The sequence below is a fragment of the Paraburkholderia sp. RL17-373-BIF-A genome, from assembly GCF_046030175.1.
Taxonomy (GTDB): Bacteria; Pseudomonadota; Gammaproteobacteria; order Burkholderiales; family Burkholderiaceae; genus Paraburkholderia.
Genome location: NZ_JARESO010000049.1, coordinates 31,184 through 46,124, shown reverse-complemented (window position 1 = coordinate 46,124; position 14,941 = coordinate 31,184). Strand labels below are relative to the sequence as shown.

Genomic DNA, 14,941 nt, shown 5'->3' with positions numbered 1-14,941 from the left:
CAAGAGACTGAAGCGGGGCCACCCAAGGCCCCGCGCTTCATCAAACCTGCACGAGTTTCGGAATCTGCACGTCCGGATTGACGTCCGCTTCATAATCCACGCCCTCGATTTCGAAGCCGAACAGACGCAGGAAATCCGTCTTGTAGCCGCTGAAATCGGTGAGTTCGTAGATATTGTCGTTGGTCACCTGAGTCCAGAGTTCCTGCACGCGGTTCTGCACCTCGGGATCGAGTTCCTTGTAGTCCGCGCGCAGACGTCCTTCGTCGTCGAGATGCGGCGCCGCGCCGTACATGCTGTCCTTGTACAGGCCGTAGACCTGTTCGATACAGCCTTCGTGCGTGCCTTTCTCCTTCATCACCTTGAAGAGCAGCGACAGATACAGCGGCATCATTGGGATCGCGGAGCTGGCCTGGGTGACGACCGCCTTGAGCACGGAGACGCGCGCGTCGCCGCCCTTGGCCGCCAGCTTCTCGCGAATGCCCAGCACCTTCTGGTCGAGATCCTTCTTGGCCGCGCCGATCGAGCCGTTCCAGTAGATGTCGTGAGTGATCTTCTCGCCGAGGTAGGTGAACGCGGTGGTCTTCGCGCCGTCCGCGAGCACGCCGGCTTCGAACAGGGCGTCGATCCACATCTGCCAGTCTTCGCCGCCCATCACCGCGACGGTGTCGTCGATTTCTTGCTGGGTGGCGGGTTCGAGCACGGTCTCCTTGATGACTTCCTTGTCCGTGTCGATGCCGCGCAGATTCACGGCACGGCCGACCGGCTTGAGCGTCGAGCTGAAGACTTCACCGCTTTTCGGATGCGTGCGCTTGGGCGCGGCAAGGCTGTAGACGACCAGATCGACCTGACCCAGATCGCGCTTGATGACTTCGATGGTGCGCTGCTTGACTGCGTCGGAGAAGGCGTCGCCGTTGATGCTGGTCGCGTACAGGCCTTTTTCCGTGGCGAATTTCTCGAAGGCGGCGGTGTTGTACCAGCCGGCCGTGCCCGCCTTGGTTTCACTGCCGGCGCGCTCGAAGAACACGCCGAGCGTGGCGGCGTCCGAGCCGAACGCCGCGCTGATGCGGGCGGCAAGGCCGTAGCCCGTGGATGCGCCGATCACGAGCACCTTCTTCGGGCCGTTGGCGATGGGGCCGCGTGCCTTGACGTAGTCGATCTGTTCGCGGACGTTGGCCTCGCAGCCGGTCGGATGGGTGGAAACGCAGATGAAGCCACGCACGCGCGGTTTGATGATCATGAAGCACCTCTTGTCGGAATTGGCGACATTATAGTGGGCCGCGATTGTTGCGGGCGCGCCGCGGCGGTTTGGCGGATTGCGAGGCGCTTGCAGCGCGTTCGCTGCAAAAAATCGGCCGCCGCCGCGCATCTTGGTAGGATTGCGCCTTTCCAAGCCGACGGTAAGCTAGTGTGAAGCGCTTCATCCCCTCATTTCTGGCGGCCCTTGAAAAAGGGCTGACTCTCGCGAACCCGCTCGTTGCGCAGGCCCTGTGGCACTTGCGCCATCCTACGCGCCGCGGCGTGCTGAAGGCTTGCGCGGCGCTTCCGCTGCTGTTCGTGCTGTATGTGCTGATCCTGATTCCGTTCACACCGAGCATCGGCGATATCCGCAAGGCCAAGATCGAGCAGCCGGCGCAGATTCTTTCCGCGGACGGCAAGCTGCTGGCCGAATTCAAGCCTTCCAACCGCGAGTGGGTCAAGCTCAAGGACATCTCGCCCAACGTGGTGAATGCGCTGATCGCCACCGAAGATCACCGCTTCTACGAGCATTGGGGCCTCGACTGGCGGCGTACGGCGTCGGCCGCGCTGCATACGTTTTCCGGCGACCGGCAGGGCGGCTCGACCATCACCCAGCAGCTCGCCCGCAATCTGTATCCCGACGAGATCGGCCGCGCGCCGACGCTCACGCGCAAGCTCAAGGAAGCGATCACGGCCTTCAAGATCGAGGCGCTCTACACCAAGGACGAGATTCTCGAAACCTACCTGAATACGGTGCCGTTCCTCTACAACGCCTACGGCATCGAGATGGCCGCGCGCACCTATTTCGACAAATCGGCTTCCGATCTGACTGTGCTGGAAAGCGCCACGCTCACCGGCATGCTCAAGGGCAACAGCTACTACAACCCGGTGCTCAATCCCGAACGCGCGTTGCAGCGGCGCAATACCGTGCTCGGGCAGATGGTCAAGTACGGCAAGCTGACGCCGGCGGCCTACGCGACCTTGAGCCACCGGTCGCTGCGGATCGATTTCGAGCGCCAGACCGAGCCGCCCGGAGCCGCGCCGCATTTCGCGCAGCAATTGCGCAAGTGGCTGGCGTCGTGGGCGGATCGCAACGACTACAACATGTATGCCGACGGCCTGGTGGTGCGCACCACCATCGATTCGCGTCTGCAGACCATGGCGACCCAGGCCGTGACTTTGCAGGGCAATCAGTTGCAGGGCATCGCCAATTCCGCGTGGGGCACCCGCGCGGGCTGCTCGAACGGCAAGGATCTTCTGCAGACCTTCCTGCGCGAAACACCCGACTACCGCGCCGCCAAAGACGCCGGCCTGAGCGATGACGACGCGCTCAAGCGCGTCTCGTCCGACCGCGATCTGGTCAAGTCGGTTTGCGAATCCAAAACACGCGTGCAGGCGGACTTTCTCGCAATGGACCCGCGCAACGGCCAGATCCGGGCGTGGGTGGGCAGCCGCGACTTCAGCCAGGACCCGTTCGACCACGTGCAGCAGGCGCGGCGCCAGCCGGGTTCGACCTTCAAGCCGTTCGTCTACGCGGCGGCCTTCGAGTCGGGCGCGAAACCCGCCGACACCTTTGTCGACAAGCCCGTGGAGATTCCGCTGGCAGGCGGCGAAGTCTGGCGTCCGAGCGACGAGGACGAGCCGAGCGAGCGCAAGATCAGCCTGCGCGACGGCCTCGCGTATTCGCGCAACCGGATCACCGCGCAACTGATGGAAACGGTCGGCCCGAACAAGGTCGCGCGCCTCGCTCGCGCGATGGGCGTGCGCGATAGCGAACTGGACCCGGTGCCGTCGCTCGCGCTCGGCACGAGCCCGGTCACGCTAAAGGAAATGGTCTCGGCCTACGGCACGATCGCCAACCTCGGCGGCTATGTGGAGCCGGTGATGGTGACGCGCATCGAGAACCGCAAAGGCGAAGTGCTGGCCGAGTTCGCGCCGGCGCCGTCCAAACAGGAACTGTCCGCCGACGCCGACCGCGTGCTGATCGACGTCATGCGCGACGTGGTGAACCGCGGCACGGGCTCGAGCATTCGCAGCCGCTTCGGCGTGCGTGGCGACGTCGCGGGCAAGACCGGCACGACGCAGGGCAACGCGGACGGCTGGTTCATTCTGATTCATCCGCAGCTCGTGGCGGGCGCGTGGGTCGGGTTCAACGACAGCCGCGTGACCTTGCGCAGCGACTATTGGGGCCAAGGGGCGCACAGCGCGCTGCCCATCGTGGGCGATTTCTTCCAGCGCGCGCAGCGTTCGAGGCTGGTGGACAGCCGCGTCAAATTCGCGACCGACCAGGAACCGGGCTGGTTCGCCGAACGCTCGGAGCGCTTGCGCGGCTGGTTCCAGAACCTCTTCGCGAAGTCGCCGGCGAAGCAGGAGGCGCCGGTTGTGCCGCGCAGCACGACGCGTCGTGCGCCGGCTACTACGCCGGTCGAGCCGTCAGTTGAGCCGTCGGCGTCGGCTGCGGCCGCGGAGCCGCGAACCTTGCCGCAACCGCCGATGCTGCCGACGCCGGGTTCCGCGCCGGTGGCGGCGAGCGGGGCGGTCGACGGTGAAGCGCGCGGCGGCGGTGAGCCGGCCTTGGCGCCGACGCCCACGCCGGACGATGTGGTCCCGCCGGATGCCGGCAGTCCGGCTAACGCGCTGCCGGAAACGCCGACGGGCGGACGCGGCTCGCCGTGAGCGGTGTGGTCTGGCCGCGCTGCGCGGTTGAGCCGGGTCGGCGCTTTTCGCAGGCGCGGCTGAGCTCGTGCGGCGCTTTTCCATCGACGCGGCTGAGTTCGTGCGGCGCTTTCGCCAGCGCGACAAGACTCGCGGCGCTTTCCGCAGGCGTGGCTGCGCTCGTGCGGTTTCTTTCCATAAGCACGGCTCAACTCGCGCGGCATTTTCCACAAATGCGTCTGAGCGACGCATCTCTTTCCAGAGGCACGGATGCGCGCGCCGCGCTTTCCCACGGATGCGGCGGTCCACGCAATCCGCATTAGCCGCGGCACCAGGCCCCTACGACCTCACCGCCTCGCTCCCGCTCGCCACGTCAGGGTCCGAAAAACCCGCTCCCGCTTCGAGCGAAGCATCGTGATGCAGCAATAGCACGGCCGCGACTCCAACCAGACCGGCGCCCGACAGACACAGCAGACCGGCGCCGAAACCGCCGGTGCTGTCCTTGATCCAGCCCATCGCGTACGGTCCGAAGAAGCCCGCCAGATTGCCGAGCGAGTTGACCGCGGCAATACCGCCCGCCGCCGCCGCGCCTGACAGGAACGCGGCTGGCAAGGTCCAGATCACCGGCAGGCAGCCGAAGATGCCGAACCCGGCGATCGACAGCGCGATCATCTTCTGCACCGGATTGTCGAGCCCGGCCGCCGCCGCGATGCCGGCCGCCGCCACCAGTAGTGCAATCGCCACATGCCGTTTGCGTTCGAGCTTGCGGTCCGAGTGACGTCCCCAGAACACCATGCTGATCACGCCGACGATATACGGCAGCGACGTCACGAAGCCCGTCTGCAGATTGGTGAGCCCGAACGATTTGACGATCTGCGGCAGAAAGAAACTCAGTCCGTAGTTGGTTGCGTTCGCACCGAAGTAGATCAATGCGACGGCAAGCACGCGCGGATTGAAAAGTGCTTCTTTCACGCTGAAAGCATGCACCGCTTCGCGATGCGCGCGCTCCTGCTTCTGGCGCGCGACCAGCCAGCCGCGTTCCTCGGCGGCGAGCCAGGTGGCGTCGGCGGGCTTGTCGGTGAGGTAGTAGAGCACGACGAACGCGAGCACCAGCGCGGGCGCGGCTTCGATCAGATAGACCCATTGCCAGCCGGCCAGTCCGCCGAAACCGTCCATCGACAGCAAGGCGCCGGAAATTGGGCCGCCGATCACGGTGGACAGCGGAATCGCCGCCATGAAATAGCCGACCACGCGACCGCGATACGCCGCTGGAAACCACAGCGTGAGCAGGAAGATGATGCCGGGAAAGAAGCCTGCCTCGGCCACACCGAGCAGAATGCGCAGTCCGTAAAACACGTGCGCGGCGGAGAGTCCCGTGAAGCGCGCAATATCTGGGATATACGCCATCGCGCCCGCGAGAATGCCCCACGTGAACATGATCCGCGCGATCCAGCGGCGCGCGCCGAATTTCTCCAGCAGCAGATTGGAGGGGACTTCAAAGAAAAAATATGCGATGAAGAAAATCCCGGCGCCAAAACCGAAAGCGCTCGCGGACAGGCCGAGCGCCTTGTTCATCTGCAGTGCAGCAAAGCCGACGTTGACGCGGTCGAGATAGGCAATGAAATAACACAGGATCAGGAACGGCACGAGCCGAACCGTTACACGTTTCATAGTGCGTGCTTCGAGCTCCATCGATGTCTCCTCCGGTTCAGCGTCCGGCTGGTTTAAATGGTGTTGTTACAGACTAGACGCTGAAATCCGATTCCGGAAGATTTTTGCGCTGTCACGATGCAAGTGATGCAGCGTGCTCAGGTCCACGGAACGTGAACCTTGTCCAGGTTGCGGTCGAGCTGATAAGCCGCGCTGATCAGCGCGAGATGCGTCAAGGCCTGCGGAAAATTGCCGAGCGCCTCGCCGCTGGTGGCCACTTCCTCGGAAAACAGGCCGACGTGATTCGCATACGCGAGCATCTTCTCGAACACGAGGCGGCCTTCATCGACGCGTCCGGCCCGCGCCAGCGCTTCCGCATACCAGAACGAACAGGCGCTGAAGCCGCCTTCGACGCCGAGCAGTCCGTCGAGTTTCGTGCCGCGCGTGTAGCGGAAGATCAGCGGGTCCACTTTCAGTTCGCTGCCGATCGCGTCGAGCGTGCCGAGCCAGCGCGGATCGGTTGGGCCGATGAAGCGCACGAGCGGCATCATCAGCGCGGACGCATCGAGCCGCTGCGAATCCGGCGTCTGCACGAACGCGTTCAGTTCGTCGTTCCAGAAGTGCTCGTGGATATCAGCGTGGATCGCGTCGCGCGTGTCGAACCAGCGCTTGAGCGGCGCGGGCAGCGAACGCTTTTCCGCGAGACGCAGCGCGCGGTCCACGGTGACCCAGCACATCAGCCGCGAATGGAGCAGGGGCCGCAGGCCGTTGCGGAACTCCCAGATGCCGTGGTCCGGTTCGCGCCAGTGCTCGACCACATAGTCGACGGTGCGCGTGACGTCGCGCCAGCCGTCGTGCGAGATCGCGGCGCCGTACTTGTTGTACAGATAGATCGCGTCGAGCAGCGCGCCGTACACGTCGAGCTGGATCTGGTCGCGCGCGGCGTTGCCGATGAGCGGCACGCCCGCCACGCCGTTTTCGTTCGATAGCGCCGCGATTTCGGTTTCTTCAGGCGGCACTTTGCCGTCGACGGTGTACATGACGCTCAGCGAGCCGTCCGAGTCGCAATGACGGCTGCGCCCGGCAATCCACGTCATGAAATGCCGCGCTTCGCCGGTATAGCCGAGGCGCAGCAGCGCGTATACGGAGAACGCGGCGTCGCGAATCCAAGTGAAGCGGTAGTCCCAGCGGCGCGAACCGTCGAGCGCTTCGGCGAGGCCGAAAGTCGGCGCGGCGACGATCGCGCCATGCTCGCTGGAACTGAGCAGCTTCAAGGTCAACGCCGAGCGCATCACGACTTCGCGGTAGCGGCCGCGATACGTGGATTGCGCTGACCAGCTTCTCCAGAAACGGATCGTATCGGTCAGCGCCGCTTCGCAATCGAACGACTTTTTTCGCAAGCCTTCGGCATCGCCGAAAGCGAAGCCGGCCGACTCGCCATTGCGCAGTTCGAATTCGGCGTGCGCCGCGCCGTCGTCGAGCGTGAGCGGCAGGGTGCTGTTCAGGCGCAATTGCATGCTGCCTTCAATGCCAGCGTCTGCGGCGGCGTGGAATTCCACCGCGCCTTCCTTATCGATGTGAGCCGTGTGCGAGCCGCGCGCATAGTCGAACTGCGGCTCGCAATGCATCCTGAACGCCATGCGCCCATGCACGACCCGCACGACGCGGATCACGCAGTTGGGCAGCGGCGCGTCGGCGCTGGCGCCGCTGCCGTCCTCGGGCACCGGCATGAAGTCCATCAGTTCGCACACGCCTTCGGGCGTCATGAAACGCGTCAGCAAAACGTTGGTGTCGGGCAGATACATCTGCTTGACGTTGGCGGTGTCGAACGTAGGTTCGATCGAGAAAGCGCCGCCGCGCGACGGCTCGAGCAGTCCGGCGAAAATGGCCGGCGAGTCGATACGCGGAAAGCACATGAAGTCGATCGAGCCGCGCAGCGAGACGAGCGCCGTAGTTTTCATGTTGCCGATCATGCCGCGCGCGTCGGTCGGCAGTGCCGGTCTCGGTGGGATAGGTCGGTGATCGGGCATGTCTGCACACTCCGTGAAGCGAGCCGCGATGCGCTCACACGAAACCCTTTAGCAACGACTGTGCCGCGCCGTTCGTGCGGACTGTACGGCGCATGAAGAACGCCGTCGAATGTTAAGATGCGGGCGGAATTCATGGAGCAATCGATGCGCGAAAGCAAGCGCCAGCAGGTCGTGGACAAGGCCACTGAACTCTTCTCGAAGCACGGCTTTCACCCTGTCGGCGTGGACTGGATCATCGACGATTCGGGCGTCGCCAGAATGACCTTGTACCGGCACTTCGCGGGCAAGGACGATCTCGTCAGGGAAGTGCTGGAACAGCGCTACGACTACATCATCGAAAGCATGGGGCAGCGTGTTCAAAGTGTGGGCGAACCGCTTGCGCGCGTGAAAGCGATATTCGACTGGTACGAAGCCTGGTTCCGCACGCCGGAGTTCGCCGGTTGCCTGTTCGAGCGCGCGCTCGCCGAATTCGGCACGTCCTACCCGAAGGTCTCCGAAGTCGCGATCCGTTACCGCGAAAAAATGGTGGACTGGATCGACGAGATCCTGCGCGACAGCGTGCCGCCCGACACGGCGCGGCATTTCGCCAGCGTGTGCATGATGCTGCTTGACGGCGCGACGGTCGAAGCGCGCGCGTTCAACGATCCGTCTTCAGCAAAGCGCGCCTGGCAGGCGGTCGAATTGATGCTGAGCCGGAGCAAGGTGGCTTCGACCTGAGCGATTGTTTAGGCGCCAGCAACAGTGTTTTCAGATGGTGAGGCTGATCTCTTACGCGTGATTGCGGATAATTTCATGATTGGTTAATCCGCAAAAATGTGCAGGTGATACATGTTCAATACTGTCGCAGGCCGCATGCCCGAACGGGAGGGCGCAACCGGCGCGCCCGTGGCGCGAAACGCTTTGTCGAGACGGGCGCGCGCCTTCATTGCGGCCGTGGCGGCGTGCGCGAGCCTCGTGGGCTGCGCCAGCTCCAGCGACGTGGTCGCCACCAGCAAAGCCAATACTTATACGGTCGCGGCAAGCGCAACCGGCGGACGCCTCGCCTGGGCCCGCGCGCATGAGCACGCCATGAACGAGGCGCGCGATTACTGCGAGCGTCGCGGTATGCAGACCAGCGTGACGACGGAAACCGTCAGCGGCGTCCAAGGGCTGACGGAGCACGGGTCGTCCATGAGTTTCGAATGTCATCCGAAGTTCTAGCGCCGAGCCCGATCGGCCAGCCGAGTGCGGTAAATTCTGGATCGCCTTTGATTTTCAAACTTTGAAAACGGAAAGAAAGATTCGCGGCCGCGTTATTCGCGACCCATTGCCACAGTAAAAATTAACAACTGCGGCGCACTGACCCGATACAGTGCAAGTGAAAATTAACCGCAGAGCAACTCGCTCGATTAAAATCCCGCTTGATCATTCCCGCCGAAAAAAACGTATCGAACATTCTAGTTTAAGACCGCCGCGAATATCATCGTTTATGAATGCCGGCGCGCTGAATGAAGGCAATCGCAAGCACTCGCAGGCAATCCGGCATTTCAATAGTCCGCGTGCCGAAGCTCAATAAAAAGGATTCGATTGTGATCACGGCGTCGAAACGACAGAAACATGCGGTTATCGCCTCGCGTTACGCCGCATGGACACGGCGCGCGCTGCTCGCCAGCTTTACCGTCGCGGCGCTGGGCGCCGTTCCGTGCGAAGCGGCTTATATCGTCGTCGACACCGGGCACACGCCGCAGCGGCCGGGCGCGACCGGCGCAAGCGGTCGTGTCGAATATCTCTACAACCTGGATCTGAGCGCGGCTGTCGCGCAAGACCTGCAAGCGTATGGCGATCACGTCGCGCGCACCTCCGCCGACGGCAAGGAGATCGCGCTGCAGGATCGCTCGACGCATTCGCCCGGCGCCGATCTGTTCGTGTCGATTCACCATGACTCGCTGCAGCAGGCATGGATCGATGCGGGGCGTCGCCGCGACTATCGCGGCTACGCGATCTTCGTGTCGCAACTGAATCCGCATTACGAAGAGAGCCTGCGCTGCGCGAAGGCCATCGGCGAACAGATGCTGGCCGCAGGGGAAAAGCCCTCGCTGTATCACGCCACGCCGATCAAAGGGGAGAACCGGCCATTGCTGGATCAGCGCCTTGGCATTCATCGTTTCGACGATCTGATTGTGCTGAAAATCGCGCCGATGCCCGCCGTGCTCGTCGAAGCCGGCGTGATCGCGAACCCCGACGAGGAAACCCGGCTGCGCAATCCGGCGACCATCGCGCGTATCGCGCAAGCAATCAGCAAGGGCATCGAGGCTTGCCGCTGACGCGCGTCGAGTCCGCGCGCGGCGGCGAGGACGAAACGCGTAAAAGTCCAGAACGGCTTTCGGTTACGGCACGTACAGATAACGCACGAGGTGGAAAAACACCGGCGCGGCAAAACAGATCGAGTCGACGCGGTCGAGCGCGCCGCCGTGCCCCGCGATCATCGCGCCCCAGTCTTTCGCACCGAGCGAGCGCTTGACGGCCGAGAGCACCAGTCCGCCGACAAAAAAAACCCGCCAGCACGATCGCAAGCGACATCAGAAACGCCGCACCGAAACTGAACGGCGGCGGCTGGCGGCAGCCGGTGTGAGCGCCAATGCGACGGAGCCGGCAAGCAGGCAACTCGGGCGTGAAAAGCCCCGCGCTCACCTGCATGCCGCTCACGCGTCCGTGTCAATCCCGATTCAGTTCTTGTCGAACGTAACAAGATTCTTGTCTTTCGTATCAGCCACGAAGATCGCCAGCAGCTTCGCCGGTTCGGTATCGCTCGCGTTTTCGCTGACCGTGTGATGCACGCCGGGCTTCTCGGTCCAGTGCTCGCCGGCATGGTAGACGCGTTCTTCGCCGTTGTTCACGCGGCTGCGGATCGCGCCCGACAGCACATAGCCGACCACGAACGCCTGACCGTGCCGATGCGACGGCGACTTGGCGCCTGGCGCATAGTCGACGACGAGCGCCGTGATCGTCTTGCCGGGCACGTTGGCGATCGCCTCGGCGAACGCAGGCGTGATCGTCTCGTGCTGCGCGGTTGTGTCAGCGGCGAATGCGGACTGCGAGGTCCCCAGAATAGAAAGGCTGGCGAGTGTGGCCGCCGCGATCAGTGTGCGAATTTTCATGCTGTAACTCCTGACAAGAGATCCTGGGTTTCCTTGCTCGAATCCGACGACGCCCAGCCCGACGCCACCGCGTCGAGTTCGGCACGGGCGCGCCGAAGCGCTTCGGTACGCGCTTCGGGATCGGCAAACTGCAGCGGCTGAGCATCGACAAAGGTCGGATCAGCGACGCCGAGAAAGCCGAACGCAGCCTTCAGCGAAGGCGTGAGCGCATCCATGCCTGCGTAAGGCGAGCCCGGACGCAAATCCGCGCCGCGGCTCGTGATGAAGAGCACCTTCTGACGTGACAGCTGACCAACCACGCGGCCGTCGTCCGCATTCACATAGGTCAGGCCCGTACGCGTGACGCTGTCGATAAACGCCTTGAACGCGGAGGGCATCGACCAGTTGTACATGGGCATGGCGAAGACGAACGCGTCGGCGGCGAGCAGGCGTTGGCACAGCGCATCCGAGCCGGCCAGCGTCGCCTTCATGGCAGGCGTGCGATCCTGCGCGGCCGTGTAGGTGGCAATGGCGAAAGCCTCGGTGACGTGCGACGGCGTGTCGATCGTCACATCCAGATAATCGACTTCGAACTGCCCGCCTTCTTCGCGCAGGCGTTCCAGAAAATAGCGGCTCAACGCGCGGGAGTTGGATCGCTCGCGTTTGGCGCTGGCGTCGACGTGCATGATCTTCATGGTTTCCGTCCTTCCATTTGTGATTTAGCGTGAGGGCAGATTAAACGCTCGAGTGGCTTTGTGAAATGACCGGTTTTGGCTAATTCAAGGTGACCACTTTTCACGCTGTCGGTAGCCGCGAAGAGGCGCGATTGTGCGCGTGACTGAAACAGTCATATGCCGAAATCGATCTTTGACAATATCTGACTTTGCAGATAAAGTTCAAGCCATCGAACAGGAGGCATGAATGAACCATTACACGCCGGAAAATTTCAGCCTGACGCAGAGCGTGGGTTTCTCGATCAACAAAGCACGTAACTTGCTGATTACTGAAATGGACACTGCGCTGAAGGATCTGGACATCACCAGTCAGCAGATGGGCATTCTGCTGTCCGTGCACTGGAACGTCGCGACCACGCCGTTCGAACTGTCGCGGCTGCTCGGCATCGACACCGGCCTGATGACGCGCATGCTCGACAAGCTGGAAGCCAGGGGGTTGCTGGAACGCTCACGCAGCATCGAAGACCGCCGCGTCGTCAACCTCGAGTTGACAAAAGAGGGCAACGCGATCGCCGTGCAGCTTCCTTCGATCGCTCCGGTGGTGCTGAACCGGCGCCTGAAGAGGTTTACGAAAGCCGAGTTCGAGGAGTTTCGCCGTCTGCTGAACAAGTTTCTCGCCGAGTAGGCGAGGCCAGCCAAACATGTCGCGGACGCTCGCGGCGTTTTTTTCAACCATATATCTGACAAGTCAGAAAATGAAACCACAGTTAATTCCACGGATAGCCGGCTCGCGGGTCGCGAAGGCTGGTGTGACGGTGATCGTCGCGGCCGTGCTCTCCGCTTGCGCGAATTACGCCGGTATCTCGAGCGACAAGCAGATGGCGCAGCCGCAGACTTACGCGACTCAACAAAGCATTCCGCAGGACAATGGTCATTGGCCCGCCGCCGATTGGGCCGACCAGTTCGGCGACGCGCAGCTGAAGGCCTTGCTTGCCGAAGCGCTGAAAGGCAATCCATCGGTCGAGCAGGCCCGCGCCCGCGTCGCAGCGGCCGCCGCGTACAGCGACACGGCGAAGGCGAGCACCCTGCCGAAAGTCGGCGCGGACTATTCGTTGACGCGCCAGCAGTATTCGGGCACGGCGCTCGTGCCGCCGCCGTACGGCGGTTCGTGGCAAACGGAGAACAAGGGCTTGCTGTCCGCGTCCTACGATCTCGATCTGTGGGGCAAGAATCGCGAAGCGCTGAAGGCTTCGCTGTCGCAGTTGCAGGCGACCCAGGCGGACGAGGAAGTCGTCAAGCTGTCCCTCACGTCGGCCACCGCGCGCGACTACAACCAGCTTGCGCGGCTCTATGCATTGCGTGACATCGCGCAGGAAGAAGTCACGCAGCGCGAACAGATCGATCGCATTACGGCCGGCCGCATTGCAACGGGCCTCGACACGCAAGTCGAACGCAAGACGGCGCAGGCGAATCTCGCCACGAGCCGCGGGACGCTCGCGTCAATCGACGGCAGCATCCTCACGACGCGCTATCAGTTGGCCGCCTTGCTCGGCGCCGGACCGGACCGCGGTCTCGCCATCGCTCGGCCGACGCTCGGCGTAGGCGACGAAGTGCGTCTGCCCGACAACCTGCCGGCCGATCTGGTGAGCCGCCGCCCGGACCTGGTCGCGGCGAAATGGCGCGTCGACGCGCTCACGCACGACGTGAAAGAGGCCAAGGCCGAGTTCTATCCCGACATCAACCTGAGCGCCGCGATCGGTCTCGACGCATTCGGTTTCGGCCGTTTCCTGACGGCGGCGAGCCGCACGGCGTCGGTCGGCCCAGCGATCCATCTGCCGATTTTCGACGGCGGTCAATTGCGCGCGCAATTGAAAGGGCGTTACGCCGATTTCGACTACGCCGTCGCCACGTATAACCAGACGCTCGTCACCGCCTTGTCCGAAGTGGCGACGCAACTCGCGCAAATCCGTTCGACGGACGAGCAACTCACCGACGCGCAAGCCGCCCAGGAAGCTGCCCGCGGCGCGGATCAACTGGCGCTCACGCAATACAAGGCCGGCCTCACGAATCAGTTGACCGTGCTGAACGCCGACACCACCGCGCTCGCCGCGGACCAGCAGGTCGCGAATCTGAAGATGAACCGGCGCGACCAGCAGATCGCGTTGGCCGCGGCGCTCGGCGGCGGTTATGTCGACAACGCCGATTCTGTCGCCAGCAGCGGCGCCGCCGTTCCAGCAGCATCCGCCAACCCCGTCGTCGCCGCCGCTCGCTAAAGCGCCATCGCGACACTTTGCCAATCAGTCAGGACTCCCATCATGAGCGATACGATCGACACCAAGCGCGCGACGGCGGACGCGGACCAACCCGTGCAAGCCCAGACCCCCACGAAGCGCAAACTACTGCTCTCCCTGCTCGCGGCCAGCGTCGTGCTGGCCGGCGCGGGCTACGGCGCGTACTACTTCACGACCGGCCGCTACTATCAGTCCACCGACGACGCATACGTGAGCGGCAACCTCGTGCAACTGACACCGCAAGTGAGCGGCACGGTGGTCGCGGTCAACGCGGACGACACGCAGATCGTCAAGCAGGGCGCGCCCATCGTCACCCTGGATAACGCCGACGCGAAGGTCGCACTGTCCAACGCGGAAGCGACGCTCGGCCAGACCGTGCGGCAGGTGAGCGGCCTGTACGTGAACAACGATTTCTATGCGGCGACCATCGCGCAACGTCAATCGGATCTGGCCCGCGCCAACGACGACCTGAAACGTCGTCAGGCGGTGGCCGAAACAGGCGCGGTGTCCGGCGAGGACATCGCCCACGCTCGCGACGCCGTCAGCTCCGCGCAGGCCGCGCTCGACGCCGCCCGTCAGCAGGCCGAGGCCAACCATGCGCTGACCGACCGCACGTCGATCGAACAGCATCCGAACGTGCAGGCCGCCGCCTCGAAAGTGCGCGACGCCTACCTGAGTTACGCGCGCAACACCTTGCCCGCGCCGGTGACCGGCTATGTCGCGCGCCGTTCGGTGCAGGTCGGCCAACGCGTCGCGCCGGGTAACCCGTTGATGGCGATCGTGCCGCTCGACGGCGTGTGGGTCGACGCGAACTTCAAGGAAGGCCAACTGAGGCACATGCGCATCGGCCAACCCGTCACGCTCACAGCGGACGTGTACGGCTCCAGCGTCAAGTATCACGGCCGGGTGGTGGGCTTTTCGGCAGGCACGGGCGCGGCGTTCGCCACGCTGCCCGCGCAGAACGCCACCGGCAACTGGATCAAGGTCGTGCAGCGTCTGCCGGCGCGGATCCAGCTCGATCAAAATGAATTGAATGCGCATCCGTTGCGGATCGGCCTGTCGATGCAGGTCGATGTCGACACCCACGAGGAAACCGGCGCTCAACTCGGCGCGGCGGTCAACACCTCGTACCACACGGACGTATTCGCGCAATACGGCGACGAAGCCGACGCGGAGATCGCGCGGATCATCGCGCAGAACATGCCGGCGAAGCACGAGATGGCCGCGAGCACCGCGCAGAAAAACGCCGCACGCAAGGCAGGCTGAACCCGCGGCCACCGAGCGTTTTT

Annotated in this window: 12 protein-coding genes and 1 pseudogene; 7 read left to right on the top strand and 6 right to left on the bottom strand. The window is 63.6% G+C overall.

Annotated features, from left to right (window positions below; translation table 11 throughout):
* Positions 1–40: 40 nt before the first annotated feature.
* Positions 41–1,237 (bottom strand): enoyl-ACP reductase FabV, encoded by a 1,197-nt coding sequence (fabV, locus tag P0D80_RS37445; RefSeq protein WP_408291333.1) that lies wholly within the window; start codon positions 1,235–1,237, stop codon positions 41–43.
* A gap of 170 nt (positions 1,238–1,407) precedes the next feature.
* Between fabV and P0D80_RS37440 the strand changes: the two genes are divergently transcribed.
* On the top strand, positions 1,408–3,912 hold the full coding sequence (locus P0D80_RS37440) for a penicillin-binding protein 1A (protein WP_408291331.1): 2,505 nt from the start codon (positions 1,408–1,410) through the stop codon (positions 3,910–3,912).
* A 318-nt stretch (positions 3,913–4,230) separates the two neighbouring features.
* On the opposite strand, the gene P0D80_RS37435 is transcribed toward P0D80_RS37440, so the two are convergent.
* Positions 4,231–5,583 (bottom strand): MFS transporter, encoded by a 1,353-nt coding sequence (locus tag P0D80_RS37435; RefSeq protein ID WP_132374600.1) that lies wholly within the window; start codon positions 5,581–5,583, stop codon positions 4,231–4,233.
* A gap of 116 nt (positions 5,584–5,699) precedes the next feature.
* Entirely contained in the window at positions 5,700–7,571 is a 1,872-nt protein-coding gene (locus P0D80_RS37430) for a glycoside hydrolase family 15 protein (RefSeq protein WP_408291328.1), read from the bottom strand.
* 144 nt (positions 7,572–7,715) lie between these two features.
* Here P0D80_RS37430 and P0D80_RS37425 point away from each other — a divergent pair, with 144 nt between their 5' ends.
* The 3 genes from P0D80_RS37425 to P0D80_RS37415 all read left to right on the top strand — a co-directional run bounded on the left by P0D80_RS37425 (position 7,716) and on the right by P0D80_RS37415 (position 9,874).
* Positions 7,716–8,288, top strand: a complete 573-nt coding sequence (locus P0D80_RS37425) for a TetR/AcrR family transcriptional regulator (RefSeq protein WP_408291326.1) — start codon at positions 7,716–7,718, stop codon at positions 8,286–8,288.
* A 111-nt stretch (positions 8,289–8,399) separates the two neighbouring features.
* Positions 8,400–8,771, top strand: a complete 372-nt coding sequence (locus P0D80_RS37420; protein WP_408291324.1) for a hypothetical protein — start codon at positions 8,400–8,402, stop codon at positions 8,769–8,771.
* Positions 8,772–9,058: 287 nt separating this feature from the next.
* Positions 9,059–9,874: an N-acetylmuramoyl-L-alanine amidase family protein gene (locus P0D80_RS37415; RefSeq protein WP_408291322.1), complete on the top strand. Its 816-nt coding sequence runs from the start codon at positions 9,059–9,061 to the stop codon at positions 9,872–9,874.
* A gap of 63 nt (positions 9,875–9,937) precedes the next feature.
* On the opposite strand, the pseudogene P0D80_RS37410 reads toward P0D80_RS37415, so the two are convergent.
* The 3 genes and pseudogenes from P0D80_RS37410 to P0D80_RS37400 form a co-directional block, all read right to left on the bottom strand.
* Positions 9,938–10,157, bottom strand: a pseudogene (locus P0D80_RS37410) (phosphatidate cytidylyltransferase); the annotation flags it as partial.
* 119 nt (positions 10,158–10,276) lie between these two features.
* The gene (locus P0D80_RS37405; RefSeq protein WP_408176880.1) at positions 10,277–10,708 is read right to left on the bottom strand and encodes a cupin domain-containing protein; all 432 of its coding nucleotides are present in this window, start codon (positions 10,706–10,708) and stop codon (positions 10,277–10,279) included.
* Positions 10,705–11,382, bottom strand: coding sequence for an FMN-dependent NADH-azoreductase (locus tag P0D80_RS37400; RefSeq protein ID WP_408291319.1), 678 nt, complete (start codon positions 11,380–11,382; stop codon positions 10,705–10,707). The genes P0D80_RS37405 and P0D80_RS37400 overlap by 4 nt, the downstream gene beginning before the upstream one ends.
* 226 nt (positions 11,383–11,608) lie before the next feature.
* On the opposite strand from P0D80_RS37400, the gene P0D80_RS37395 reads away from it, so the two are divergent.
* The 3 genes from P0D80_RS37395 (at position 11,609) to P0D80_RS37385 (ending at position 14,918) form a co-directional block, all read left to right on the top strand.
* Complete coding sequence (locus P0D80_RS37395) at positions 11,609–12,046, top strand: MarR family winged helix-turn-helix transcriptional regulator (RefSeq protein WP_408176879.1); 438 nt, start codon at positions 11,609–11,611, stop codon at positions 12,044–12,046.
* A 70-nt stretch (positions 12,047–12,116) separates the two neighbouring features.
* Positions 12,117–13,634, top strand: coding sequence for an efflux transporter outer membrane subunit (locus tag P0D80_RS37390; RefSeq protein WP_408291316.1), 1,518 nt, complete (start codon positions 12,117–12,119; stop codon positions 13,632–13,634).
* Between the two features lie 42 nt (positions 13,635–13,676).
* Positions 13,677–14,918, top strand: coding sequence for an HlyD family secretion protein (locus P0D80_RS37385; RefSeq protein WP_408291314.1), 1,242 nt, complete (start codon positions 13,677–13,679; stop codon positions 14,916–14,918).
* Positions 14,919–14,941 lie beyond the last annotated feature (23 nt).